This is a genomic window from Desulfosporosinus sp. HMP52 (assembly GCF_000765145.1).
Taxonomy (GTDB): Bacteria; Bacillota; Desulfitobacteriia; order Desulfitobacteriales; family Desulfitobacteriaceae; genus Desulfosporosinus.
The window spans coordinates 1-24784 of sequence record NZ_JMGA01000010.1 but is presented as its reverse complement, the minus strand read 5'-3'; the positions used below and the strand labels follow the sequence as shown (position 1 = coordinate 24784).

Sequence of the window (24784 nt, the reverse complement as noted above, 5' to 3'; positions counted from 1 at the left end):
GTGAAGGTTTTTGTTCTGGCAACAATTGGTCAATGGCTTAACTCTGGGTAGTACCTACTCACTGGTCGCTTTAGGATATACCCTGATTATGGGAGTTCTGAACATCATCAATATGGCTCATGGAGAAATATTTATGATCGGGGCTTTCGTCGGGTTGTACCTGGTGACTTATCTAAAAGTTAATATTTTTGTGGCCATGGCGGGAGCTATGTTGGCCAGTGCGTTGCTGGGTTGTTTAATGGAAATGCTGGCCTTGCGTCCTTTGAGACGCAGGGCTGTTTCCCACCTGGCACCTTTGATTAGTACCATTGGGGTATCAATCTTTCTGGAAAGTCTGGCCTTGAATCTCTTTGGGCCTCAATCCCAGGCCTTTCCTACGGAATTAGCTGCAGTTCAATTTGAGCTGGGCCCCATCCGAATTACTCTGGTGCAAATTATTATTCTGGGCATATCCTTTGGTTTGATGTTTATTCTCCGTTTCTGGCTGGCCAAAACTCGGGTGGGCAAAGCTATTCGAACCACCGCAGAGAATATTGAGACAGCCAATCTGCTGGGTATCAACACTAACCGGATTATCTTTTTAACCGTTGCCCTGGCTTCAGGCTTAGGAGGGGTTGCGGGGGTATTGGTAGGACTATCCTTTAATGCGGTGGAACCCACCATGGGCTTATCCATGGGACTGAAAGGTCTGGCGGTTCTGATCCTGGGTGGTATGGGTAATATCACCGGCGCCATGCTCGGAGGTCTGATTTTGGGCATCGCGGAAGTTTTCACCGTGGCTTACGGTGCATCTTCCTATCGAGATGCAGTGGCTTTCGGCATGATTATTCTCATTCTGTTTATTCGTCCTCAAGGACTTTTTGGCAAACGACAAGGGGGACGTTTTTAGATGGCTATTTTACTAAATCAATATTATTTGCAAATTGCTGTTTTTGTGATGGTCAATGCAATTTTAGGCGTAAGCATTTATTTGACTTTATCCACCGGCCAGTTGTCTTTGGGTAATGCCGGTTTTATGAGTATTGGAGCATATACATGTGCTATTTTGACTGTTAAAGCCGGGCTGCCCGTTTATTTGGCTATTCCACTGGGTGGCCTTGCCGCCAGTTTCATTTCGATAATTATTGGTTTTCCCGCTTTGCGGCTGACGGGGATTTATCTGGCCATTGCCACCTTGGGCTTTGGCGAGGTTGTCCGGGTTATTGTCTTAAATTTGAAAATAACCAATGGAGCCTTAGGGATCTCCGGAATCCCAACACTGGGGACAAAGATCGGTAAAATCCTGTCGTCTTTCGGTCTGTCCAAGTTCGGAGGATTTTCCGCCCAGCAAGTAAGTACCTTGCTGGTTCTGGTTATTTTACTCCTGGTTCTGGCTTTTCTGATTTTCTTCTGTATCAGACTTAATCGTTCCAGAGTCGGTCGGGCTTTTGCTGCTATTAAAGCCGATGAGTCGGCGGCGGAAGCCATGGGGATTAATACCACCTACTACAAGCTGCTGGCCTTTGCCTTAGGAGCCCTGATCGCCGGGATTGCCGGTGGATTATCTGCTCATCTGACCTTTTTCATCGGGCCTAAAGACTTTGCTTACCACCGTACGGTTGAAATTCTGCTTTACGCCGTCTTGGGCGGGAGTGACCTGGTTATTGGCCCTATCGTTGGAGCCTTAATCCTAACCTTGCTCCCTGAAGTATTGCGTTCCGCATCCAATTATCGGCTGATGATTTATGGAGCTCTTTTAGTAACGATGATGGCCTTTCGGCCTCAGGGTCTGATCAGTGAGGAGACGGTTCGTTATTGGAAGGGTAAGCTTGGAAGGGGGAGTAAGCAATGAAATTAGTCCTTGACCAAGTGAGTAAAAGCTTTGGCGGCTTGGCTGCCTTAAGTAATGTCAGCTTTAAAGTCAATGAGGGAGAAATCGTTGGAATTATCGGCCCCAATGGAGCAGGTAAGACCACCCTCTTTAACCTGATCACCGGGATTTTCCCTCCTACTGAGGGAAGTATCACTTATAAAGAGAAAAACATCTTGGGCATGCGCCCTTATAAGGTTACTGAACTGGGCTTAGCTCGAACCTTTCAGAATATCCGTCTTTTTGGTCATTTGAGTCCTTTGGAAAATGTCATGGTCGGGGCTCATTGTCGAACCAAGTCCGGGGTTTGGAGAGGGTTATGGCACACTCCTGCCCAACGCAAAGAAGAGAAGAAGACCAGGGAACGGGCCCAAGAACTCCTGAAGTTAGTGGGAATTGAGGAGGACATTGATTCTCCTGCCAGCTCCTTGCCTTATGGACAGCAGCGTCGGTTGGAGATTGCCAGGGCACTGGCCACTGAACCGGAGCTAATTCTTCTTGATGAGCCGGCGGCGGGGATGAATGAGAGTGAAACGGAAGACTTGCGTCATCTAATTAAGAAAATCCAAACCATGGGCAAGACGGTGATCCTGATTGAACACGATATGAACCTGGTGATGAACGTTTGTGATCGTCTGATGGTGATCAATTTTGGACAAAAGATTGCTGAAGGCACACCGGCAGAGATTCAGCAGAACCCATTGGTCATTGAAGCCTATTTGGGCCGGGAGGAGGACTAAGAGATGCTGAATATTAGCGGTTTGTCCACAAGTTATGGTAGTATTCAAGCCATCAAAGGAATCGATATTGATGTTCCTGAAGGTTCGATTGTTTCCTTGATCGGAGCCAATGGGGCCGGGAAGACAACCACGATGAAATCTCTGGTTGGGCTTCTCAAGCCTCAGGCCGGTCAGATTAAGTTTTTGGGTCAGGAGATTCGAGGTTTGGCTCCTCATAAAATTGTCAATTTGGGAATGTCCTTAGTCCCCGAAGGGCGCAATATATTAGCTGGGATGACGGTTCTCGAAAATTTAGAAATGGGAGCCTATCAGAGGAAAGATAAAGAGGTTCAGAAGGATTTTGAGAAGGTCTTTAAGCGTTTTCCCATTCTGGAGGAACGGAAACAACAGTTGGGAGGAACTCTTTCCGGAGGGCAACAGCAAATGCTGGCCATCGGCCGGGCTCTCATGGCCAGACCTAAGCTTCTCTTGCTGGATGAACCTTCTATGGGCCTGGCTCCTCTGGTTGTGGCAGATATCTTTAATGTCATTCGGGAGATTAATCAGGAAGGAACCACCATCCTTCTCGTTGAGCAGAACGTTCGTCAAGCCTTAAAGATTGCCAACTATGCCTATGTTTTAGAAACGGGAAAAATTGTGCTCCATGGTAAAGCAGATGAGGTTGCCAAGAATCCACGGGTTATGGAAGCTTATTTGGGCGGGGCCAAGGCAGGAGCTTAAACTTAGATCAAAAAAGCCCCTCTTTTATTGCGAGGAGAGGGGGTTATTCTCTGGGGAGGGTTATTCACTTAAGCTTATCGGTCCGACCAGTAAACCGTAGAGGGAGATGTATACCAGTGGGAGATCAAACCCATAAAATTGTAAAAACCAAGGTTACCGAAGGACTCCGGGACATGGAGTCCCGCAAAGGGAGATTTCGGGCTTTTGATGCCATTCGTCCGGCTATGTTAAAAATGGTTCCTAATTATCCTGAGCTTTCCAATCGTTTGCGCCGGATTAAGGAATACAGTATTGATCACCTAGATGAAGTCATCGCTAAAGCTAAACAGTCCTTAGAAGCTAAAGGGTGTAAGGTCTATCTGGCGGAAACTTCCGAGGATGCCCAGAGGTATATCGCCGGTTTGATTCCTAACGAGGGTTTGGTGGTTAAGTCCAAGTCCAATGCCGGGAAGGAAATCAATATTTCCCATTACCTGGAGGACCTGGGGGTAACTGTCGTGGAGACGGATCTGGGAGACAGAATTAACCAACTGGCCAAAAGTGAAGCAAGTCACTCTCTCGCTCCGGCTATTCATATCCCCATCGAGAAAATTACCAAGCTCTTTTCTGAAGAAGAGGGCAAAGAGTTGGAATGTACTCCTGAGGCCCTGGTGGTTTCCGCCCGCAAAGGCCTGCGGGATTTTCTGGTCAAAGCGGATGTGGGGATCTCCGGGGCCAATGCAATTTCAGCTGACACGGGAAGTGTCTTCGTCACTGAGAATGAGGGAAATATTCGGGCGGTTTCCATGATGCCTAAAGTGCACATTGTCATCGCCGGGGTGGAGAAAATCGTCCCGACCCTGGAAGATGCTCTGCAAGTTGTCCGAGCCGCTGCAGTTTATGGCGTGGGTCAGGACATTGGCACCTATGTTTCCGTGATCTCGGGAGTCAGTGAATCCTTGGATCCTGATCTGGAGGAGTTTTCCCAGGGGCAGGGTCCCAGGGAAGTGCATATCGTTTTATTGAAAAATGGCCGTCAGGACGCTATTAAGGTAGGGTTTAAGGAATCCCTTTATTGCATTAATTGCGGCAGCTGCTTGAACTTTTGTCCTGTTTATCAGGAAGTGGGCGGCAAGTACGGGTATAAGTATCTGGGCGGACGGGGCCTGGTCTTTGCCGCTTTTCACGGTGACTTAGGGAAATCTGAAGAAAATGGATTATCCCTCTGTATCGGTTGTCAAAAATGTCATACTGCCTGCCCAGTCCAGATGGCCACCCCGGAAATGCTCTGGAAGCTTCGTCAAAATGCGGTGGCTAAGAAAGGGGTTGGCTGGAAGAAGGACTTGGTCTTCTCCATGTTAACTAAACCGAAGACTTTGCCTATGGTCAGTAAATTGGCGACAACCTTTGGAAAATTGGCCTTGAAAGATTCGGAGAAGGGGACTACCTCCCGCTTGACCTTCAATTCCTTCGGGCTGCCCCAAGAGCGGGTGATTCCCAAGTTCTCCGGTAAATCCTTTGCCGAGATTGCTCAGCCTAAATCAGTGGCTAAGCCGGTGAAGAAAGTCGGTTTCTACCCGGGGTGTGTTGTAAACTATACGGAGACTGACCTGGGTGAAGCCCTGCTCCACGTTTTGGGAGAAAACCGGGTTGAGGTGAAGCTGGCTAAAGAGGATGTGTGTTGTGGAATTCCCAGTATTGTCAGCGGGGATCTAGAACATGCCAAATCTATGGCTCTGAAAAATATTGAAAATTATAGTGGCTTGGAGATGGACGCCCTAGTCTTTGTCTGTCCCAGTTGTGCTGTAGCCTTCAAAGAAGAGTACCCTAAGCTGTTTGCCGATGCTTCCCCTGAACTGCAGGAAAAGATTAAAAAACTCGCCGAGAAGGCTAAAGATATTAATGAATTCCTAAGTAAGGATATTAAATTGAAGCTGCCGAAACAAAAAGTCACGGAAACTGTGACCTATCATGATCCTTGTCATTTGGCCCGCAGTATGGGTGTGAAAAAAGAACCCAGGGAAATTCTCCAGAAGATTCCCGGCCTGAAATACGTAGAAATGCAGGATGCGGATGCCTGTTGTGGGTTTGGCGGTTCCTTTAGCTTAAGCTTCTATGAACTCTCCCAGCGGATTAATGAAGGCAAACTAAAGAATGTCACAGACACTCAGGCCACTACCCTGGCGACCAGTTGTCCGGGCTGTATGGTTCATTTCCGAGATGGGGTGGCTCAGCACGACATGAAGCAAAAAGTTTCTCATGTGGTTCAAATTCTAAGCCGAGCCTATGGGAGGAGATGAGCAAAATGAGTACTAAAGCCCAAACAATCTTAACGAAAATTCGTTCCCGTCGAGACACCCTGCTCCTGGAATATCCAAAATTGGCAGGCCAGGTGCAGGACATCAAAAGTGGGGTAGCGAATAACCTTAAGGAACATGTGGATTTGGCAATCTCTTCACTCAAAGGTAAGGGTTGCCATGTGATGATTGCTAAGAACGCGGCAGAAGCTCAGGAGCAGATTCTGAAAATCCTGGCGGGTAATCAGAATGTGGCTATGAGTAAAAACCCTGTTTTCAGTGAAATTCGTTTACGAGATTATTTAAAGTCGAAGAGTGTTGAGGTTTTGGAGACTGACCTGGGGGAGAGAGCTGCCGGGACCCAGACCGACCTTCACCCTTGGATTGCCAGTATCAATACGCCGATTACGGATAAAGAATGGGTAGCACGGACTAAAGAAGAGATTAAGGAGAAGGCTGCCCATCTCCAGTTTGGAATTACCGGTGCTGAAGCCATTGTGGAACAAAATGGCACCATAGCCCTCTTAGAAAGTGAAGGAAATGTGCGCTTCACCTCGAATCTCCCCTATAATCATATTGTGGTAGCGGGAATGGATAAGATTGTCCCTTCCCTGGAAGATGCTTTGGCAGTTTGTCGGGGGATCAGTGTTTATGGGATGGGAAAAGATATTCTGAAGTATATATCCTTTATCAGCGGTCCCAGCAGAACGGCGGATATCGAGTTTAGAATGGTTCAAGGGATGCACGGGCCTAAAGAAGTCTATGTCATTTTACTGGATAATGGGCGACTTGAAGCGTCGAAAAGTAAGCAGTTGGATGCCCTCAAATGCTTGCACTGCGGAGGATGTCTCGTGGATTGTCCCCACTATCTCGTCGCTGGGTTAGAGAAGGGTTATTATTATACCGGGAAAAGGGCAGAAGTCCTGGCGGCGTTTATGAAGGAAGGTAAACCGCTGGATCCTAGTTCAAGCCTAGGCGGCAGTACTGAAACTAAAGCTAACACTAAATCTGAAACTGAGGATTGTGGAGATTGCTCGTTGTGCAATAATAGCTGTCCTGCGGGTATCAAGGTTTAACGGGTTTAAAGGGTCACTAGGGGAGGTTTCCATGCAGTTTGAGAAGATTATTAAACCTCAGCGCACCTATCAAGAGGTTTTAAAGCAAATCAATAATATGATTATCGATGGTAAGCTGCGGCCCGGGGATCGACTGATGGGTGAGAGGGAAATGGCTGTTGAGCTGGGGGTTAGCCGGACGACCTTGCGTGAAGCCTTAAGAACCATGGAGTTCTTAGGCTGGGTGGAGATTAAGCCGGGGGAAGGCACTTTCATCCGTAATCCTCAATTAAGTGAGGTTATTAGTCCTTTGGCTTTAGCCCTCTCCGCCGAGCAGACCCAAATTGATGAACTTTGGGAAACCCGAATTACCCTGGAAGTGGAATGTGCGGGCTTAGCAGCGGCCCGAGCCTCTGAAGCAGACTTAGGGCGGATTTCAAATATCCTTAAGGAAATGCAGACTTCCTTAAAAGATCTGGACGCTTATGTTAAAGCGGATATGCGCTTTCACTATCTGGTGGCCCAAGCTTCCCAGAACTCTATGATGAATCGACTGCTCCAGACCTTTGTTGTTCATATCCTAGAGCTTATCAAGAAGGCTGGCCCTCTGCGGTTTAGTCATGATATAGAGGGACTCTATACAATTCAAGAGCATATCTCTATTTATGAAGCCATTGCCGGGCATGACGAGGATCAAGCCAGAAGTCTAATGAGAAAACACCTGGAAGGCTCAAGAAGCGAGCGCTAGCGTGTTAGGGGGACGGTCCTATTGACACATTATGTGTCAATGGGACCGTCCCCTGATCATTCTGCTTCATACTGATTCATTTAGGACGCAAGTCAGGAGTTACTGAAATTCATATTAAGATGCGTTTTGCTAAGGGTATATAATATTCTGTCTTGAAAGGCGTCATCTAGATAGACTTTATAGTACATGATAAAATAGGTTAACAATTAGCTGATCCAAGGTAACCGAATAATGCTGGTCTAAAGTTTAGGACATATACACCTTTAAAGAGGAGGGCCATAAGTGGTTAATAATTTAGATGAAAGGATCGTTCAGCGTATTAGGGAAATCGGACAACTTTACCCTATTGAAAGAATTGTTCTTTTTGGTTCGAGGGCCCGAGGTGATCATAGGCCTACAAGCGATATAGACTTGGCGATTTTTCCATTGCTTGGGCACAATAGCCGAGGGCATATGATCAGTGACCTTGAGGAGCTTAACACCCTGTTAAAAATAGATACCCTAATAATTAATCAAGGCGTTGAACCTAAAATAATGGATAATATTTTGAAAGAAGGTGTAACTCTATATGAGCGAGCCGGCGACAAAACTCCATAACTTTACTAACGCACTTAATAGGTTGAAAGAGGGAATAGGAAAATACGATAGTTCCAACGATCTATTAAGAGATGGGGTAATCCAACGCTTTGAGTTTACCTTTGAACTGGCCTGGAAGACGCTAAAAGCAATATTTGAAGATGAAGGGTTAAGGGGCTTGAATTCTCCGAAAAGCGTATTACGAGAAGCTTTTACTGCAGAACTGATTAAAGACGATGAATTGTGGTTGGCGATGCTAAATGACAGAAATTCAACTGCCCACATCTACAATGAACAGATAGCAATTGAGATATGCGACAATATACAACAAAGATATCTTATCGAACTTGAAAATTTGCTTGAGAGAATCAATATAAGGTTTGCTAATGATATACAATAAGGATGTCCTGCAGATTCTCATGCAGATTGTTTTCTGAAAAAAGATCTTTCTTTCCACTCTGAATATGGTAGAATAGTTACATAATAAATCGAAGATTGTCGGACGTTGCAGATATTAAGGGGGAGTTTGTTTGAAGCAAGATATACTTTTAGAAAGCGGTATTAATGAGTTAGAGATCGTGATTTTTAAAGTTGGAAGCAGCACATTAGGGGTAAATGTGGCTAAGGTTGAATGTATTCTTACATACCAACCAGTGACTGAGGTGCCAAATTCTAATGGAAATATAAGCGGTGTCATTAACTACAGGGGGCGAGTCATCCCTGTCTTGGACTTAATTAAAACTCTTAAGCAAGAATGTCCCAAGCAATCGAAGGAGAGACTCTTAATCCTGATAAATATTAATAACAGTGATTTTGCTGTGGAAGTAAGTTCTGTCAGTGGGATCAGACGTCTTTCCTGGAAGGATATAGAGACCCCCTCCTCAATTCTGCTTAGTCAGAATGAAACTCCGATAACCGGAATTGTCAAAGCAAATGATGAGATTATTTTAATGTTGGATTTTGAAAAGATTCTTTCAGATATCGACCCTTCCCTGGCTCTAAAGGAATCAAGGGCTATTAAAGGGTTAGAAGGGAAAAAACTTGTGGTGGCTGAGGATTCTACATTCTTGTTAAAAGTAGTTAATGAATCCTTGGTCAAAGCCGGGGCAACCGTAGAGAAATTCGGCAATGGGCAGGATGCCCTTGATTTTCTGGAGCAGAGTTCTGTCGATGAAATATATTGTGTCATTACTGATATTGAAATGCCTGTGATGGATGGTCTGACTCTAACTAAGCAAATAAAAACTAATCCCAAATTGAAAGATATTCCGGTTATTTTATTCTCCTCAATCGCTAGTGAAGGGTTGGCCCATAAGGGTTTAAGTGTTGGTGCTGATGCACAAATTACTAAGCCGGAAATTGAGAAACTGGTGGAGCTTGTGATCAATTTAAGATAGGGATGACTAAAGGCATCGGGTTATCCCGATGCCTTATGGGTTAATGATTCTGAGGAGCCTGAAATGCCGTTGCTAAGGTGGCACCATCAGAGGATGAAAATAGGGTCGCTCGGGGCTGGGCGGTTTCGTCCACATCCGTGCAAGACCAGCTAATTCGTGCGAAGACAGTGTCTTCGTACTCAGCACTCCGAGGCTCGCCTACTCGCATGGGCGGGAGCTTCACCAAACCTCTGGGTAATACCTGAGGTGAACCACTGGCTACGCTTCCCACCCATGCTTTGTAGGCCTTACTGCCTCTCCATGCAATGAGTTCACTACTGTGGATCGAAGCCGCCCTGTCTTTCGGGTCTATCAATTTTTTGGGGGAGACCTTTATAGGAAGGTTGAGGTGAGTTAAATGAAAATCCTAAGGATACTTGTCCTAATCTTAGTAACCTTTTCACTGGTTGGGTGTAGTGGTTCAAAATCTGAAGCTCCAACAACTGCAAATTCTGATACTTCGCCAGCAGAGTCTGAAGCATCAGCCTCGCAAACTCCAATCAGTGCTCCGCAACAATTGACGGCTGTCTCCTTTAAATGGATAGGAGTAGATCAGGATGTCTTAAGTCCTAATGAGGTAAAGGTTGATACGAAACCTGATGGACACTTTCATATAACCGTGCCCTTTGGGACACAGGCAGGGGTAAAATCTATCTGGATCAGGTATTCAGAATTTGGTAAGTCTCTGAAATGGGGCTGGATTTACAATAAGAATCTTTCGATCAATGGATATTTATTAGCAGTTTTAGATAACAGTGGTAAGGTAATCTTGCCTCAAGCTGACAATGGGTTTACCGTTGAGGGGGTAGCAGATTTTGACTTATACCTTTCTGAACTGGAAAGTGAAAGTGGTCGGGATACTTTCAAGTTTATGAAGGGGCAAAGGTTTGAGCTGGAAATCAATTATGTAACCCAGAATAATGTGGAGCAGCAAGTTAAGAGTTCGGTTACTATTGAATGATTGATTTGAAGATCCAATGGGCATGAAGCAGCATTATGAAGGAATAGACTGTTATGCTTAGGCCCATTCCATAGATGATCAACCTGCGGGACTTGTCCTTTGTCCACCAACAAGCTGTCCCTAAGATAATAGGCAATAACAGTTTAAAGCTTCGAAGGTAGTTGGGGTTCATCTCAATAAGCGGTTGCATAAGGGGATTTCCTTCAGTTATTAGGTGGAGATTAATACCCCATAGAGTTAGTTCGACATCAATAATATTTAAAATCAGCAAAACTAATGTTGACGTAATGATTTGACTCTTAAGGGACTTTAGATTTGATTGAGAGCTTTGCAAGGATTTCGAAGCGGGATATTCTGAAGCAGACAGACCTATGCACTCCTTTCGGCTTTAGGGTTTTGTCTAGCTGTTTCAGCATATGTAGGCCTCTAGAAGAATATGTAAATTTAATACAAATAGCCCCATTATGCTACATCCCTAGAATGTACATAATGGGGCTATGGTAGTCTTTAGAGCCAGTTGTTTCAGTCTCTACACTCTAGAGACTAAAATCCTTCTTGTCCAGATTATCATAATAAGCTCGGATTGGGCTGTAATCAGGAGTATATCCATCTACATCATCGAAGGGTTCATTATCATCTAAGTAAAGAGTGGTTAATTGGGTCAAACCTTTCAGGGGTGTGAAGTTTGTAATATAGTTATCAGATATATCCAAGTAGGTCAGGGAGGTTAAGGTTTTTAGAGCACTGACATCCTTAAGACCATTATCATTGAGCTTCAAAGTTCTAAGGTTTTTCAGCTTACTAAGAGCGGCAATTTTAGTCAGTTGATTATTACCAACATCCAGAGTTTTTAAGTTAACGAAATACTCTAATCCGGTTAGATCCGTAATGTCATCATTGCGGAAGTTTAAGGATGTGATATCCAAAACATCACTTTTATAGATTGATTCAGAGCTGCTCTTGCTTAACTTGCGCCTTACGGCTGAATGCAATTCCGGGTCGGTAAAAGTGATTTTGGCATCTTCAGAGACTTTTAGAGTAAGAGTTAGTTTCTGGGTTAGGCCCTCAATGGTTCCCTGAAAGGAGTAGCTGCCTGCTTTGTTCAAGGGAACAATCTTCGTGTTCCAAGTCACCGGATAGGTTTCTGAGCTGCCGTCGCTCATGGCTACTTCGACAGTTTCCGGGAAATCATAGGATTCTCCCAGGATGATTTCGGCAGTAATGTTCTCGGCTTTGGAGGCCTTTGGATAGATTGTTAATTTCAAAAAGACGCTGTCGCTATAGTTTTTTACCCTGCCTTCGAATCGGTAGGTGCCTGACTTTAAGGTTTGCACAGAGGAAAGGGTCCAGGTCACCGGAATCTCTTCTGTGGATCCGTCCGATTTAGTTGCCGTAACGGTCTTCGGGGGTTCGTATTTTTGCTGCTCGATAATACTGTCGGTAACGTCAGCTACTGACTCAATTTCAGCGGGAAGTTCAGCCAGGGCAGATTCTGTTGAACTGCTGATAACACTTGTACCCCCTAAGATGAAAAATTTTGAGATTAGCCTGGACTGGATAAAGGGAAGGGTGGAGTAGGGAATTGTGTTGCCCTGAAGCAGGATAATAGGGTTCTTTTCTTTTTGCGCTAGGGCAGAGGCGGCTAGAGCATCAGAAAAGCCCCCACCTGTTGAGACATAGACTGTGTCTAAATTCAGATCACCGGAAAATCGTTTGATCAGCTTAATATTTCGATCATAGGCGTCATAACCGGAGATTAGTTCGTTTTCAGGAAACTGGTTGAGCACATTGTCACTAAGGTCATAATAGCCTGCAACAATTATAGCGGAAGAGATTTTGTTTTTCGATAAAAAATCCTTTTGAGTGGGGGTAAGCTCAGTCGGCGGTACCAGGAGAATGGGCATTTCATTGGCTGCGGCAATGGGGCCGATGGATAAAGCATCGGGATAATTCATACCGGTTGTTACAAAGGCTCCCTTGCTTAAGCCAACTGCCTGAGCAACGATTAGGGCGGTTTCATAGCGATCCTGGCCGGCAAGGCGTTCAGTGGGAATTTTCATGGCAGTAAGCTGTTTTTGAACTTCGTTGGAGATAACTGCTTGGCCTCCGATGATATAGACTTTCTTTACTTTCAGCCGTTTTAACTCAGCCGCCGTGTCACTGTTTAAGGTATAGGAATCGGTTAAAAGTATGGGCGAGTTGTACTTGTGTGCTAATGGTCCGGCACTCAAGGCATCCGGGAAATCCTCGCCATAAGCGAGAATGGCTGCATCAGCCCCATCTGGCCAGCCTTGTTGACTGATGGCAGCAGCGGTCTGATATCTATCATAGCCGGCAATTCGTACTGTGGACGTGGATGCGCTGGCTATTAGCGGGCAGGTGAACAGAAATAAGCTGATAAGGAAAAGGGATAGTATGAAGTTTTTCTTTGTAGGATTCAGAAAGCTAAACTTTCGTTGTTTTCTCATCATTAAATGATCGTCCTCCTTTTCCTAAGTATTTCTCTAAATAATGACTAAATCCTCCCTTTAATCTTAGCATTTGATTAATTCATTGTCGTAAGTGGGGAAAAAGAGTTGTATGTGTGTATGTCTAAGTGTAAAAAGAGATCGAGGTTCATCATGAAGATGTTCTCTTTACAGAAGGTAGTATCTTAATTCTACGCAGCTTGAAGAACGGAGTGCCCTAGAGCGCATACATGATGTCTTAGAGAAATAACTTAGAGGGCGTCCGCAGGCGCCCTCTAAGATTGAACCTATCAAATTGCGTATTTTCCGGAATCTCCGGATAGGATTCTTAAAGCGTTCTCAACATTGGAAATAAATACTTTACCATCACCGATTTCCCCGGTGTAGGACTCTTTGCTGATTACTTCTACGATCTGGTTGACCATATCATCTGTAACCACTATCTCGATCTTTGTTCTCAGAAAAAAGTTATTCGTTAGGGTATAGCCACGGTAAACCTCGGTTCGTCCTTTTTGTAGACCACATCCAAGTACGTTGGTGAGGGTCATCCCTCTAATTCCTAACCGACGGATGGAAGTTTGGATGGTTTCAAGTTTTTGGGGACGAACAATACATTCGATTTTTTTCATAGACAATACCTGACCTGACGTTTAGATATTTATTGAGGGTGCTTTCATCTCAAAGCCTGAGTAGGCTTCCATACCGTGTTCGCCGATATCTAGGCCTCTGATTTCTTCTTCTTCAGTAACCCTTAAGCCCAGGGTTGCTTTGATGATGCCGAAGAGAATAAGTGAAGTAACGGCGGTCCATGCGAAGACTGAGGCTACACCGATGATTTGGGTGATTAGTAAAGCTGTTCCTCCTCCGTAGACGAGTCCTCCATCTACTGCGAAGAATCCCACCATTATTGTCCCGAAACTTCCACAGACTCCATGTACGGAGATAGCCCCCACCGGATCGTCGATTTTTAGGAATTGATCAATGAACTCAACGGATAAGACGATAAGGATACCGGAGAAGGAACCGATAATAGCTGCTCCCAAAGGATCTACTGCCAGACATCCTGCGGTAATTGCCACTAAACCGGCTAGTGCACCGTTTAAAGTGAGGGAAACGTCCGGCTTTTTATATTTGATCCATGTAAAGATCATAGTCACGGTGGCTCCCGCTGCTGCAGCCAGGTTAGTGTTTAAGGCGATTTTTCCGATGTCCGGATTGGTTCCGGAGAGAGTGCTTCCGGGGTTAAAGCCAAACCAGCCAAACCAGAGGATAAATACGCCAAGAGCGCCCAAGGTAATATTGTGTCCGGGAATAGCGTGGGATTTACCGTCTTTACTGTATTTGCCTACCCTGGGTCCGATGAGAAGTGCGCCAATCAAGGCTGCCCATCCGCCGACGGAGTGCACCACTGTGGAGCCTGCGAAGTCGATCATTCCTCGTTCCATTAACCAGCCCCCGCCCCAGATCCAGTGGCCGACAACAGGGTAGATCACGGCACTGATGACAAAGCTATAAACTATATAGGACATAAATTTAGTGCGTTCAGCCATGGCTCCGGAAACGATGGTTGCTGCAGTTGCTGCAAAAACAGTTTGGAAGAGAAGGAAAGCGGGAAGAGGAATGGATAATCCCAAGTGTTCAAAGGTGTCCGACATACCAAAACCCGTTGTGCCGAAAAGCCCTGCTTGGTCAACGCCAAACATAATGGCAAATCCGAAGAGCCAGTAAATTAATGAGCCGATGGAAAAGTCCATAAGGTTCTTCATAATGATATTTCCGGCGTTTTTTGCCCGAGTAAAGCCTGCTTCAACCATGGCAAATCCTGCTTGCATAAAGAAGACCAGAAATCCGGCAATTAAAGTCCAGATGGTATCAATGGCGACGGCGTTGCTTTCAACGCTGGGTTCAGCTCCTAAGGCGATACCGGGGATTGCCAGCAGCAATGCTGTAAATATTCCGAGAAAAATTCCATTTTTCCTAAGACTTGTTTTCATTTTTCTTGCTCCTTTCAACTTCTAAATTTTATGGTAAACAAAAAGCGCCAAGGTTGCAGTACTTCAACCCATGGCGCCATTGCCTATCCTTAACCTTATAAACATAGCCTTAAAAACATAAATGCCCTCAGGTTTCCCTGAGGGCGTCATTGACCTCAATGCGTTTTAAAAGCTATCGCTGTGTTGACTCTATAGTAGCACTTCTGGAGTGAATGGGAAATAGGTTTTCGGTGTGAATTCTGTATTCTTAGTTGTTTGCCTCATACCTTTAGGAAGATACTTAAAGCTGTGAGGGTTATTTACAGTAAAAGGTTGTTTTCTGGTAAATATTCGCTATTTATGCGTTAATTAAAATACAACCTCACCTTAACCTGCTTTTTAATTTAAGTTTGTAACTAAATTCCCAAATATAACTACTTATATATTAAATTAATGGGTTGAAAGTACCTTTCTGCTAGTCCATAGGTCCCGATAAGAGGAAATATGCTTGTGGGAGTATTTGAGAAAATAGTATAATGCAAAAAAAGATAGAATTATTAATTTATCATTTATTTTTTTTATTTATTAAAGGGAGTGAATAGGATGAAAATATTAGGTAAGAAGATAGCAATGGCTTTAACCCTATCTCTTTGCGTTATGCCCCTCAGCGCCCCATTAGTTTTAGCAGAAACAGTAGTTGAGCAAAGCACTTCTGAAGAAATTCTGGAACCTACCCCTGTGGAGACAACTGAAGAAGTAGTTGAACCAAGTTCTAATGAGGATACTACCACAGATTCTGAAGTGACCGAAGAGACAGAGGGGAATACCGTACCTGATACTTCAACAGATACTGACACGGGTGAGGTTCCCGACAGCTCAGAAAATGAAGAGGATCTCCCTCCGGTGCTGGATGAAAACGGAGAAGAGGTAATACCAGGAACTCTGCCGGATTCGCCATTTTATTGGTTGACCACATTAGTTGAGAAACTCCAAGTTGCCCTGACCTTTGATCCTGCTAAGAAGACAGAGCTTTTAGCGGATCAGGCTCTGGAGAGGATTGCCGAAGCAGGGGCGCTAATTGAAGAGGGAAATGCCGAAGAAGCTGAAGTTGCCCTTACAGCCTACTCCGAAAAAGTTACTGAAGCCCAAGCCTTTCTGGCCTCACTCACTGAAACAGAGTCTGAGACCATAGATAAACTTGAGGCTGCCCTGAGTAAAACTCATGCCAATAATATTCAAACCCTTGGTGGTCTTATAGATAAACTGCCACCTCAGGCGGCTCAAAAGGTGGCCTTAAATGTTGTTCGGTCTATGGAAAAAAGCATTACCAAAATGGAGAAAAAGGATCAACTAAAGGTCGCTAAAGAATTAAGAAAAGCGACTAAGGGGTTAGAGGAAAGTGAGTTAACGGAAGAAGATGCAGCAGTTCTCGAAGGCCTTGAGGAAACTCTCGACCTTCAGGAAGATGGGACAGTGGAAGAAGGGCAAGACGCTATTGAAGTTGTTTCAGGTTCAGAGCTCAATACCATGGCTATCATGACCGTAACGGATACGAGTGCTGCAAAAGGCAAAAACAGTTCAAAATCTATCATGCAAAATGCAGACAGTAAAGCAATTAAAGTAAAAGCAGAGCCTAAAACTGAGGCTAAGGCAGCAGCGGAGATGAGCAAGCAGAAGGCCCAAGAACTGCAGTTGAAGGATGAAGTGGAAAAGAAAGCTTCTCCTAAAGAAGAACTTAAAGGTGAGTCAGAAGATAAAGGGAAGAGGGATACTAAAGCTCCGGAACAAAAACAGACTGAAGATCAAAAAGTACAAGACTCCAAGCTTAAGGCAGAGGAAGAGAGTGGGTTAAAAGAAAAAGAGACAAGTTCAAGTAACTCGGTTCAGAAGCAAAGTGCAGAGAAAACTCAAAAGGCCCCGAAAGAGAGTTCCAAAGGGGAAAAATCAGGAGGTAAGGATCGATAAACCTCCACCCACTTATAGTGGTGAGAGTATTGTGCTGAGATAACTAAGAAGGATCTTAACGAACTAAACAAGGAACGCTTAAATCCCCCAATTATAGGTTGGGGGATTTAAGTATCTTAGGAGCCATCCGGTTATTCGGTTACACGGTTAAAGGATTTATCCTTTAGTCAGCGTACTTATCTCTCAAAGCCAGAATTCATCCAGACAGTCTAGAAAGGTATCACCCAGAAGGGGATCAACAGTGACCTGGAATCCGGCTACATGATTTCAATTTATGGTACAAGTGATCAATCGAACGTTAATCTCGAGATATCCCCTGAAGATATTAGTGGAATTTAGTTGGTGTACAATGTATTTTAAGTTATTGAAGGAAAGTATAGGTCTTAAAGTCGTAATGTCTTGGTTTTTAATGGAAATAAAATCATGATACCCCCCTTAAAACAGTCGGCGAAGTTCGAAATACTTACTAAGAGGCTTAATCCTTTAGATCCCGCCTCGTAAGATTTTAAGGGAGGTATAGTACGTGAAAAAAGTTATTTCCAGAATAGTACCCCTTGCCTTAGTTTCCTTGTTAGCATTGCCTGGAGCAGTACAGGCCAAAGGATTGGATGACTTAGCAAAGATGAAGAATCATGAGAATAAACATTATCAAAGTTCCCAAATGAATGCTAAGTGGAGTCGGTTCAAGGTTGAGCTGCAAGGAAATAATGAAGAGGGCCAGGTTATTAAGATTATTGATAATAACCCGGTCTTTGATTACGTATTGGCAAGCGGGGAAGATAACGGGAACTTAGCCAATGGAGATACGGTCATCATTAATGTCATCAATCGCGGGGGGAATATCGTAAAACGTTTAAATTATTCTATTGAGAGTCTGGAAGAGGTTGACGAGGTTGACGAAACTAAGTCCCTACATCTAAATACTACAAACAAAGCGCTAGAGACAACCTATGGTGCAGTTAGATTTTTGAACTTTAATAACCAAGCTAGCGGGGCGGAAGTCTATCTGACCAATGCCCAGGAGAAACTGGGTACAACCAACCGTACTCAGATAGATTTCTATCGTGGTACCACGACAGAGGATGAGAACCCCCTTGGAGACTGGGAACAGAGAAATAAGGTGCGTTTCGGCTATGATTCAGAAGACGGGAAGGTTTGGGTTGAATTGAATGCTGAATATGAGTATCTGGCAGAGTATAATACTTTGAAGGATGCCGACTTCGATGCTATTCAATTGATGCTTTTGAACCGTGAATCTGACTCAGTGGTGAAACTGGAGAACATTAAAGTTAATGGCAAGAGTCTGGGTGATACGGTTCTAATTGGTGATACGAACTGGACAAAGTGGAATCTGGAAGGGGCTATTCAGAACTCTCATGGGAACTTTGTCGTTGAAGCCGATCTGGTGATCACCGGGGATCAGCCAAAGGGTGAGCTTAATAAGCTGGAGATTGTGTTTGGGAAGAAGTAGAGAGATAACCCATTAAAAGGTTAGGACGGTTAATCAGTTCCGTTATAGGAACTAATTAACCGTCCTAAGTTTTGTTTAAGGATGTCTCTGGTTGCTTTAGAGATTAAAGAATGACAGCGTGTAACTATGTTGCTTAATCTAAGACAAATCCGTATTTTGCTTACAAAGCTCGAACTCGGATTCCATCTTAGCAGAGGGTTTTCCCGTCAGCAAACTGACTAGAACAATAGCAACTAGACAAGCGAAAAATCCCGGTACTAATTCATAGAGGGCGTTTTTTAGGAAGGGGAAGCGGGTCCAAAGAATGACTGTGCCGGAACCGGCGATCATGCCGGCTAAAGCACCCCATTTGTTCATTCGTTTCCAATATAGGCTTAAGATGATGACCGGTCCAAAGGATGCACCGAAGCCTGCCCAGGCGTAACCGACTAAGTTTAGAATTGTTTCATTACGCTGATAGGCTATCAGTATGGCGACAACAGCAACCATCAAGACACAAAGACGACCCACTAAGACCAATTCTTTATCCGAGGCATTACGTCGAAACAGGCCATATAAATCTTCTGTTAAGGAACTTGAGGTAACCAGGAGCTGAGAAGAAATAGTGCTCATGATGGCTGCTAAGATGGCAGCCAGCAGGAACCCAGTGATGATTGGATGAAAAAGTAACTTACCTAGTTCGAGAAAAACAGTTTCAGGATCTGCCAGAGTTATGCCCTGGTTAGCAAAATAAGCAATTCCTATTAGTCCGGTAAACATGGCACCAACCACTGAGAAGATCATCCAAGTCATCCCAATACGGCGTGCCTTGACCAGTTCCTTGATGGAAGAGATAGCCATGAAACGAATAATGATATGGGGCTGCCCGAAATAGCCTAATCCCCACCCGAAGAGGGAGATTATTCCCAGGACTGTTGTACCTTTGAAGAAGTCTAGGTAGGCTGGATTAAGGCTATGAATGGTATTGATGGATGTCTGGAATCCTCCGGATGCTTGAATTGTAATCAGCGGAACCATGACCAGGGTGGTGACCATAATGAGGCCTTGGACAAAGTCAGTGATACTGACGGCTAAGAAACCGCCGAATAGGGTATAAGCTACAACGACTCCTCCCACAACCCATAGTCCGGCATGGTAATCAACGTTAAAAGAGTTTTGAAATAGAACTGCACCGGATACAAGGCCGGAAGATACATAAAAGGTAAAAAAGACAATAATGACAAAGCCTGACACCAGTCTGAGGATTCTGGAGCTGTCTTCAAATCGATTACCGATAAAGGCCGGGATTGTGATAGAATTATTGGCTAGTTCAGTATAGGTGCGCAGACGAGGAGCAACATAAAGCCAATTCAGATAGGCTCCCAGGGTGAGGCCAATGACGATCCAGGAGGCGCTGATTCCTTGGGCAAACATTGCGCCGGGAAGTCCTAACATCAGCCAACCGCTCATATCCGAGGCCCCGGCGCTTAAAGCCGTTACCGCAGGGCCAAGATTTCGTCCTCCCAGCATGTAATCTGATAGATCTGTGGTTTTTCTGTAGGAGTAGTAACCAATCCCTAACATTCCTAGCATGTAAATAATAATGGCGATTAATGATTCCAAGCTGATTCTCCCCCTTAATTATGCTGAATAGATTTTGCTTTGGGCTAGGTTATTGTACCATATAAGTGATAGGCGGAAAAAGACATCTGAAGTATTATGCTCGCTACTTACGAAAAAGATTAGAGAGTAGTCCTTTCATGCGAGAGGGGACCTGTGGCTCGCTTCCCACCCAAGCTTTGTAGGCCTTACCGCCTTCCATGCAATGGGTTCACTTCTGTGAATCGAAGCCGCCCTGTCTTTAGGTCTATTATGCTTAAGAGTGTTTTGGAGTTTTTTTAGAGTATAGTACTAAAGACCTTAGAATTATCCAAAAGATGGTATAATAGATAGTGATGCGAGCCGCTAAGCGGCACGCTAATGGTGAACAAGGGCTAAAGGCATAAAAATAAGCTCCAGTAAGGAGCTTAAGGCTGTTTAGCTGCATAGACTGTTAAAGAATGCTTTGCTTAAGAATGGTTGTTAATTCAGGTTAGTTAAGATCTTGGGGGAATCAATAATGGGTAACGCTTTAAAATTTATTACCAGCATCATGAATTATTTCCACGATACGTTAATCTCGCTGACAAAGTTTATGGGGTTTAAAGTTAACGATAAACAGCTGCATTTTTTGGTGATAGGAATTATTGGGATCCTGCTGTTTCTCGTTGTACATAAGCTTTTCAAGTATCTTGTTAAGTATAGTTTAACGGCGATTTCCTTTATCTATACCTTTACGGTATTGGTGGTGCTTGTTTTTGCCATCGAGATTGGGCAAAAGGTTACCGGGCGTGGTAATATGGAATTTCAAGATATCGTAGAAGGTTTATGGGGCTTTCTGGTTGCCTTTGGGATTTATCTGGTAATCGTAGTTGGGGTTTATGGGCTAAAGAAGCTAAAAAGGCGCTTATAGTATAGTAGTAAGATAAATTTATTGGTTGTAAAATATATTATTAGCACTAAGAGAGATGATAGGCCAAAAATATATTTCTTTATAGGGTAAAGTAATGGAAATCCTATTTGGTTAGGTTGTTAGAAGAAAAAAGGCAATTATGATAACACAGATGGCGCTAGAAGCCGCAACAATTATAAGTTCTTGACGTGTCGGCAAATGGAACGAGGAAGATTTGTATTGCTTCCAGGGCATATCACTCAACTCCTTACAATTTATGGTATTATAGTATTCTCCAGAAATAATCTTATTCCTTTAAATTGGCATTGGACGAGACCTGCTTAAAGGGGGAATTTAACCTTCAAATACCAATATTTTCGGCAGAAGAGTGCATATATACAGAAGTTATTATGCTACTGTTACCCTAGTTCGTTCTATTGTTACAATAATGTAAAAATGTTCCGATAATTATGCCGTAGATAAACCGGAGGTCTAGGTAATTAGATCCTTTACTATTAAGTAGTTGACAACTCTCGTGCTTAAATGCTAAAATATCTAAATGTGGTGACTTCTCACCGCAACCGCTCTAATCAGGTATTAACGGGTTTCTTTACTGAAATCGACCTGCAACGGCGAGTCTAGGGTAACGGGAGGTGTAACAAAAATGTACGCAGTTATTGAAACAGGTGGTAAGCAGTTCCGTGTTCAAGAAGGCGACGTTATTTACGTTGAAAAATTGGATGCTAATGTTGGAGATGCCGTAACGATTGATCAGGTTCTCCTCGTAGAAAAAGACGGTTCGGTGAGTGTTGGTACCCCAGTTGTAGCAGGTGCTACAGCAGTGCTGAAGGTTGTGGAGCACGGTAAAGGGGAGAAGATTATTGTCTTCAAATACAAAGCCAAGAAAAACTATCGACGCAAACAAGGGCATCGTCAACCCTACACGAAAGTTGTCGTCGAGGCACTCCAAGCGTAAGGGTCAAGACGGTATTCGCCTAGTAGTGTGGGAGAATGACCAAGGGCAGATTCGAGAATTCGAGTTGTCCGGACATGCCGGGTATGCAGAAGAAGGTCAGGATATTATTTGTGCAGGGGTTTCTGCACTGAGTATCGCGGCTGTCAATGGGCTGGAACGTTTCTTGACGGTTGCTCCTAAAGTAGAGGCGAGGGATGGATATATCTTTTGTCAGCTTATAGGAGAGGCTGAGCAGGATTTAGAGAAAGCACAGCTGATTTTGCAGACGATGGTGTTAGGTATTGAACAAATACAAGCTGATTATAGTGAAAAGTATATATTAATTGATCGAAGGAGGTGGACTCCATGCTAAAAATGAACCTGCAATTATTTGCCCATAAAAAAGGGGTAGGTAGTTCGCGAAACGGTCGGGATAGTAATGCTCAACGTCTGGGCTTAAAACGTGGTGACGGACAATTCGTTAAAGCTGGTACGATTATCGTACGTCAACGTGGAACGAAGTTTCATCCCGCTAAAAACTGTGGTCTGGGTAAAGATGACACCTTGTTTGCTTTAATCGATGGTTATGTTAAATTCGAACATAAAGATCGTACTCACAAACAAGTAAGCGTTTATGCCGAGCGCCCGAAAATGCCGGTGGCTATCGCCCAATAAGCTGTCTCAAACGTTACCCCTGGGAAATCCCCAGGGGTTTTTCGTGTATAGTTTAGAATATATGCCTAGGCGATCCAGTATATTGAGAACATTGTGACTATATAGTTCGTTGTATGTACAGTTAGGATTAGTTCGAGCTCTACTTTTTATTACATATTTTTCTTTGGTTATAGTTTAGAGGACCTTAAATATGAGAGAAGAGAGGAAAACGATGACTATGTCTGAGGTAGAACAAGTTCTTTTGTCAGAAATGTTATATTGGTATCGCCTTCAGAGGCATGACTTCCTGAATCACTGGCAAGTGATTATGGGCAATTTGCAGCTTAATCGGCCGTCGGAAGCCCTTACCTACATGCAACAGTCTGTTCCCATATCGCCGGAAGAGCAGAAGATAGCGCAAATCACCGAACCTTCTGTAGGGGCGATTCTTTTAGGTTTTATAATTCGTCTTGAGCAAGCTAAAGTTGATACAACCATTGATTTTCCCAGCGAGATGAAAGAAAAAGACTTTTGGAAAGATCATTGGCGGGAAGAATATGCAGGAGGGTTATACGGGTACACTACTGAATGCATGGCCAACGTCATTCAGTCTAGCGGGGTAAAAGGCTTGACTGCTGAAATATATCTGTTTGATGAACCGAGAGGGTTAACTTGTCAGTTCATGCTATCTGATGAGGAGACCATTCTCTGTGACAAAGTGATTACCTTAGGTTAAAGTAAATTACGTCTGGGATACAACCATTTGGAGTAGGCAATCTATCCTGTAGACTCTACTGTCTAAGTGGAAATGAAGCTGAAGAAGCGATTAGAAGAAACTAAACTATGGGTTTAATTCTAAGCCCAAGGTTTAATGATATACGAATTAAGGAGAATTAGTCTATGTTTTACGATCGTGCGAAGATTTATGTTAAAGGCGGAGATGGCGGTGCTGGTATAGTTGCTTTCCGCCGAGAAAAATATGTCCCGGAAGGCGGTCCCAGCGGTGGAGACGGCGGTCGCGGGGGGAATGTGGTTTTTGTCGGGGATGAGGGCTTAAGAACCTTGGTTGACTTCCGCTATAACCGTCATTATAAGGCTGATCGCGGAGATAACGGGATGGCTAAAAATATGAGTGGTAGGAGCGGTGAGAATACAGTTTTGAGGATTCCTGTGGGGACTGTGATCTTTGACGATGGGACAGGGGAAGTTATTGCGGATGTCACCGAGCATGGACAACGAGTGGTTGTGGCATCCGGCGGCCGAGGTGGCCGAGGTAATGCTCGGTTTATGAGCAATACCAATAAAGCTCCGACTCTTTCGGAAAATGGCGAACCCGGGGAAGAACATTGGCTCCGTTTAGAATTGAAACTATTGGCCGACGTGGGGTTGGTTGGGTTTCCTAATGTGGGGAAATCCACGATTATTTCTAAAGTGTCAGCGGCCAAGCCTAAGATTGCGGATTATCATTTTACCACCTTGGTGCCTAACTTAGGGGTTGTGGATGTTGAGGATGGGGAAAGCTTTGTCATGGCTGATATTCCCGGACTTATTGAGGGTGCTCACACGGGGGCTGGCTTAGGTCATGAATTTTTACGTCATACTGAGCGAACCCGGTTAATCTTGCATGTCTTAGACATATCCGGTTCGGAAGAAAGGGATCCCTTGGAGGATTTGCGGATTATTCAGGATGAGCTAAAACTTTATAGTCCGGCATTAGCCGAGAGGCCCGTAATTGTTGTGGCTAACAAAATAGATATTCCCGGTGCTGAAGAGAATTTGGAACGGTTGAAGGGGGAACTTAAGGACCGTTACGAAATTTTCCCAGTATCCGCCGCTACCGGAGAAGGTTTACAGAATTTAATTTATCACATTGCAAAGGTTCTGCCGGATATCTCGGCACCGACAATTGTCACTTTGCCGGATGAACACAGGGTTACTAAGGTTAAATCTGATAAACGATTCGAAATTCGCAAAGAAAACGATCTCTTTATTGTTGAAGGTGACGAAATTGAAAAGCATGTTAAGATGACTTTCTTTGATCAAGAGGATAGTGTTTATCGCTTTCAAAATATCTTAAAGGCTATGGGGATTGATGCTGCCTTGGTGGCCGCAGGGATTAATGAAGGAGATAAGGTGGAGATCGCCGGGGTCACCTTTGACTGGGTATAGTAGAACTCCATGCCGCTACGGCTGAAAATAGGTCATTAGGGTCAGGCGGCTTCGTCCACATCCGTGCAAGACGAGCTAATTCGTGCGACGAAGACACTGTCTTCGCACGGGTTAAACCTTCTTGCAGCAGTGTCTTCGTTCTCAGCACTCCGAGGCTCGCCTACTGGATTGGGCGGGAGCTTCGCCAAACCTTTGGGTAATACCTGAGGTGAACCAGTGGCTCCGCTTCCCACCCAATCCTTCTAGGCTTTACCGCCTCTTCATGCGATGAGGTTCACTCCTGTGGATCGAAGCCGCC

Annotated in this window: 24 protein-coding genes; 19 read left to right on the top strand and 5 right to left on the bottom strand. The window is 44.3% G+C overall.

Annotated features, from left to right (window positions below; all coding sequences use genetic code 11):
- Nucleotides 1-10: 10 nt before the first annotated feature.
- From DP73_RS03680 to DP73_RS03635, 10 genes are all read left to right on the top strand, one after another.
- Complete coding sequence (locus tag DP73_RS03680; protein WP_014904824.1) at nt 11-889, top strand: branched-chain amino acid ABC transporter permease; 879 nt, start codon at nt 11-13, stop codon at nt 887-889.
- Nucleotides 890-1831, top strand: a complete 942-nt coding sequence (locus DP73_RS03675; RefSeq protein WP_034597508.1) for a branched-chain amino acid ABC transporter permease — start codon at nt 890-892, stop codon at nt 1829-1831. It abuts the gene before it with no gap.
- Entirely contained in the window at nt 1828-2589 is a 762-nt protein-coding gene (locus DP73_RS03670) for an ABC transporter ATP-binding protein (protein ID WP_034597507.1), read from the top strand. Before DP73_RS03675 ends, DP73_RS03670 begins: the two co-directional genes overlap by 4 nt.
- Nucleotides 2590-2592: 3 nt before the next feature.
- Nucleotides 2593-3309 (top strand): ABC transporter ATP-binding protein, encoded by a 717-nt coding sequence (locus DP73_RS03665; protein WP_034597506.1) that lies wholly within the window; start codon nt 2593-2595, stop codon nt 3307-3309.
- A 116-nt stretch (nt 3310-3425) separates the two neighbouring features.
- Complete coding sequence (locus DP73_RS03660) at nt 3426-5588, top strand: LUD domain-containing protein (protein WP_034597505.1); 2163 nt, start codon at nt 3426-3428, stop codon at nt 5586-5588.
- A 5-nt stretch (nt 5589-5593) separates the two neighbouring features.
- The gene (locus tag DP73_RS03655) at nt 5594-6661 is read left to right on the top strand and encodes an LUD domain-containing protein (protein ID WP_034597503.1); all 1068 of its coding nucleotides are present in this window, start codon (nt 5594-5596) and stop codon (nt 6659-6661) included.
- Nucleotides 6662-6692: 31 nt separating this feature from the next.
- The gene (locus tag DP73_RS03650) at nt 6693-7388 is read left to right on the top strand and encodes a FadR/GntR family transcriptional regulator (RefSeq protein ID WP_034597501.1); all 696 of its coding nucleotides are present in this window, start codon (nt 6693-6695) and stop codon (nt 7386-7388) included.
- A 282-nt stretch (nt 7389-7670) separates the two neighbouring features.
- A complete protein-coding gene (locus DP73_RS03645) occupies nt 7671-7985 on the top strand; it encodes a nucleotidyltransferase domain-containing protein (protein ID WP_034597500.1) in 315 nt (104 codons plus the stop codon).
- Nucleotides 7957-8364 (top strand): nucleotidyltransferase substrate binding protein, encoded by a 408-nt coding sequence (locus DP73_RS03640; protein ID WP_034597498.1) that lies wholly within the window; start codon nt 7957-7959, stop codon nt 8362-8364. The genes DP73_RS03645 and DP73_RS03640 overlap by 29 nt, the downstream gene beginning before the upstream one ends.
- Before the next feature lie 130 nt (nt 8365-8494).
- Nucleotides 8495-9361 (top strand): chemotaxis protein, encoded by an 867-nt coding sequence (locus tag DP73_RS03635; protein ID WP_034597495.1) that lies wholly within the window; start codon nt 8495-8497, stop codon nt 9359-9361.
- 40 nt (nt 9362-9401) lie between these two features.
- Here DP73_RS03635 and DP73_RS03630 read toward each other — a convergent pair whose 3' ends face one another.
- The gene (locus DP73_RS03630) at nt 9402-9716 is read right to left on the bottom strand and encodes a hypothetical protein (protein WP_034597493.1); all 315 of its coding nucleotides are present in this window, start codon (nt 9714-9716) and stop codon (nt 9402-9404) included.
- A 42-nt stretch (nt 9717-9758) separates the two neighbouring features.
- On the opposite strand from DP73_RS03630, the gene DP73_RS03625 reads away from it, so the two are divergent.
- Nucleotides 9759-10361 (top strand): hypothetical protein, encoded by a 603-nt coding sequence (locus DP73_RS03625; RefSeq protein ID WP_034597492.1) that lies wholly within the window; start codon nt 9759-9761, stop codon nt 10359-10361.
- Nucleotides 10362-10897: 536 nt separating this feature from the next.
- Here the strand turns inward: DP73_RS03625 and DP73_RS03615 are convergent.
- From DP73_RS03615 to DP73_RS03605, 3 genes are all read right to left on the bottom strand, one after another.
- On the bottom strand, nt 10898-12832 hold the full coding sequence (locus tag DP73_RS03615) for a cell wall-binding repeat-containing protein (protein ID WP_052090369.1): 1935 nt from the start codon (nt 12830-12832) through the stop codon (nt 10898-10900).
- A gap of 287 nt (nt 12833-13119) precedes the next feature.
- Complete coding sequence (locus DP73_RS03610) at nt 13120-13458, bottom strand: P-II family nitrogen regulator (RefSeq protein WP_034597488.1); 339 nt, start codon at nt 13456-13458, stop codon at nt 13120-13122.
- A 21-nt stretch (nt 13459-13479) separates the two neighbouring features.
- A complete protein-coding gene (locus DP73_RS03605; RefSeq protein WP_034597486.1) occupies nt 13480-14823 on the bottom strand; it encodes an ammonium transporter in 1344 nt (447 codons plus the stop codon).
- A gap of 582 nt (nt 14824-15405) precedes the next feature.
- Between DP73_RS03605 and DP73_RS03600 the strand changes: the two genes are divergently transcribed.
- Entirely contained in the window at nt 15406-16767 is a 1362-nt protein-coding gene (locus DP73_RS03600; protein WP_034597484.1) for a DUF5667 domain-containing protein, read from the top strand.
- A 523-nt stretch (nt 16768-17290) separates the two neighbouring features.
- Nucleotides 17291-18238 (top strand): hypothetical protein, encoded by a 948-nt coding sequence (locus tag DP73_RS03595; protein ID WP_034597483.1) that lies wholly within the window; start codon nt 17291-17293, stop codon nt 18236-18238.
- Between the two features lie 138 nt (nt 18239-18376).
- On the opposite strand, the gene putP is transcribed toward DP73_RS03595, so the two are convergent.
- Nucleotides 18377-19846: a sodium/proline symporter PutP gene (putP, locus tag DP73_RS03590; RefSeq protein WP_165574379.1), complete on the bottom strand. Its 1470-nt coding sequence runs from the start codon at nt 19844-19846 to the stop codon at nt 18377-18379.
- Between the two features lie 490 nt (nt 19847-20336).
- Here putP and DP73_RS03585 point away from each other — a divergent pair, with 490 nt between their 5' ends.
- The 6 genes from DP73_RS03585 to obgE all read left to right on the top strand — a co-directional run bounded on the left by DP73_RS03585 (nt 20337) and on the right by obgE (nt 24486).
- Nucleotides 20337-20729, top strand: a complete 393-nt coding sequence (locus DP73_RS03585) for a hypothetical protein (RefSeq protein WP_034597482.1) — start codon at nt 20337-20339, stop codon at nt 20727-20729.
- A gap of 643 nt (nt 20730-21372) precedes the next feature.
- The gene (rplU, locus tag DP73_RS03580) at nt 21373-21684 is read left to right on the top strand and encodes a 50S ribosomal protein L21 (RefSeq protein WP_034597479.1); all 312 of its coding nucleotides are present in this window, start codon (nt 21373-21375) and stop codon (nt 21682-21684) included.
- Complete coding sequence (locus DP73_RS03575; protein WP_348982378.1) at nt 21590-22036, top strand: ribosomal-processing cysteine protease Prp; 447 nt, start codon at nt 21590-21592, stop codon at nt 22034-22036. Before rplU ends, DP73_RS03575 begins: the two co-directional genes overlap by 95 nt.
- Nucleotides 22030-22338, top strand: coding sequence for a 50S ribosomal protein L27 (gene rpmA / locus DP73_RS03570; RefSeq protein ID WP_034597477.1), 309 nt, complete (start codon nt 22030-22032; stop codon nt 22336-22338). Before DP73_RS03575 ends, rpmA begins: the two co-directional genes overlap by 7 nt.
- Nucleotides 22339-22528: 190 nt before the next feature.
- Nucleotides 22529-23053: a Spo0B domain-containing protein gene (locus DP73_RS03565; RefSeq protein ID WP_034597474.1), complete on the top strand. Its 525-nt coding sequence runs from the start codon at nt 22529-22531 to the stop codon at nt 23051-23053.
- 164 nt (nt 23054-23217) lie between these two features.
- Nucleotides 23218-24486 carry a GTPase ObgE gene (obgE, locus tag DP73_RS03560; RefSeq protein ID WP_034597473.1) on the top strand — a complete coding sequence of 423 codons (1269 nt, stop codon included), beginning with the start codon at nt 23218-23220 and terminating at the stop codon, nt 24484-24486.
- Nucleotides 24487-24784: the final 298 nt, after the last annotated feature.

What these genes read in the sequence shown, in the direction of transcription:
- DP73_RS03665 (WP_034597506.1), top strand. Translation starts at nt 2,593, where the DNA reads ATGCTGAATATTAGCGGTTTGTCCACAAGTTATGGTAGTATTCAAGCC.
- DP73_RS03670 (WP_034597507.1), top strand. Translation starts at nt 1,828, where the DNA reads ATGAAATTAGTCCTTGACCAAGTGAGTAAAAGCTTTGGCGGCTTGGCT.
- DP73_RS03640 (WP_034597498.1), top strand. Translation starts at nt 7,957, where the DNA reads ATGAGCGAGCCGGCGACAAAACTCCATAACTTTACTAACGCACTTAAT.
- DP73_RS03655 (WP_034597503.1), top strand. Translation starts at nt 5,594, where the DNA reads ATGAGTACTAAAGCCCAAACAATCTTAACGAAAATTCGTTCCCGTCGA.
- DP73_RS03675 (WP_034597508.1), top strand. Translation starts at nt 890, where the DNA reads ATGGCTATTTTACTAAATCAATATTATTTGCAAATTGCTGTTTTTGTG.
- DP73_RS03650 (WP_034597501.1), top strand. Translation starts at nt 6,693, where the DNA reads ATGCAGTTTGAGAAGATTATTAAACCTCAGCGCACCTATCAAGAGGTT.
- DP73_RS03585 (WP_034597482.1), top strand. Translation starts at nt 20,337, where the DNA reads ATGGGTAACGCTTTAAAATTTATTACCAGCATCATGAATTATTTCCAC.
- DP73_RS03610 (WP_034597488.1), bottom strand. Translation starts at nt 13,458, where the DNA reads ATGAAAAAAATCGAATGTATTGTTCGTCCCCAAAAACTTGAAACCATC.
- DP73_RS03565 (WP_034597474.1), top strand. Translation starts at nt 22,529, where the DNA reads ATGAGAGAAGAGAGGAAAACGATGACTATGTCTGAGGTAGAACAAGTT.
- DP73_RS03600 (WP_034597484.1), top strand. Translation starts at nt 15,406, where the DNA reads ATGAAAATATTAGGTAAGAAGATAGCAATGGCTTTAACCCTATCTCTT.
- DP73_RS03605 (WP_034597486.1), bottom strand. Translation starts at nt 14,823, where the DNA reads ATGAAAACAAGTCTTAGGAAAAATGGAATTTTTCTCGGAATATTTACA.
- DP73_RS03625 (WP_034597492.1), top strand. Translation starts at nt 9,759, where the DNA reads ATGAAAATCCTAAGGATACTTGTCCTAATCTTAGTAACCTTTTCACTG.
- obgE (WP_034597473.1), top strand. Translation starts at nt 23,218, where the DNA reads ATGTTTTACGATCGTGCGAAGATTTATGTTAAAGGCGGAGATGGCGGT.
- rpmA (WP_034597477.1), top strand. Translation starts at nt 22,030, where the DNA reads ATGCTAAAAATGAACCTGCAATTATTTGCCCATAAAAAAGGGGTAGGT.
- rplU (WP_034597479.1), top strand. Translation starts at nt 21,373, where the DNA reads ATGTACGCAGTTATTGAAACAGGTGGTAAGCAGTTCCGTGTTCAAGAA.
- DP73_RS03615 (WP_052090369.1), bottom strand. Translation starts at nt 12,832, where the DNA reads ATGATGAGAAAACAACGAAAGTTTAGCTTTCTGAATCCTACAAAGAAA.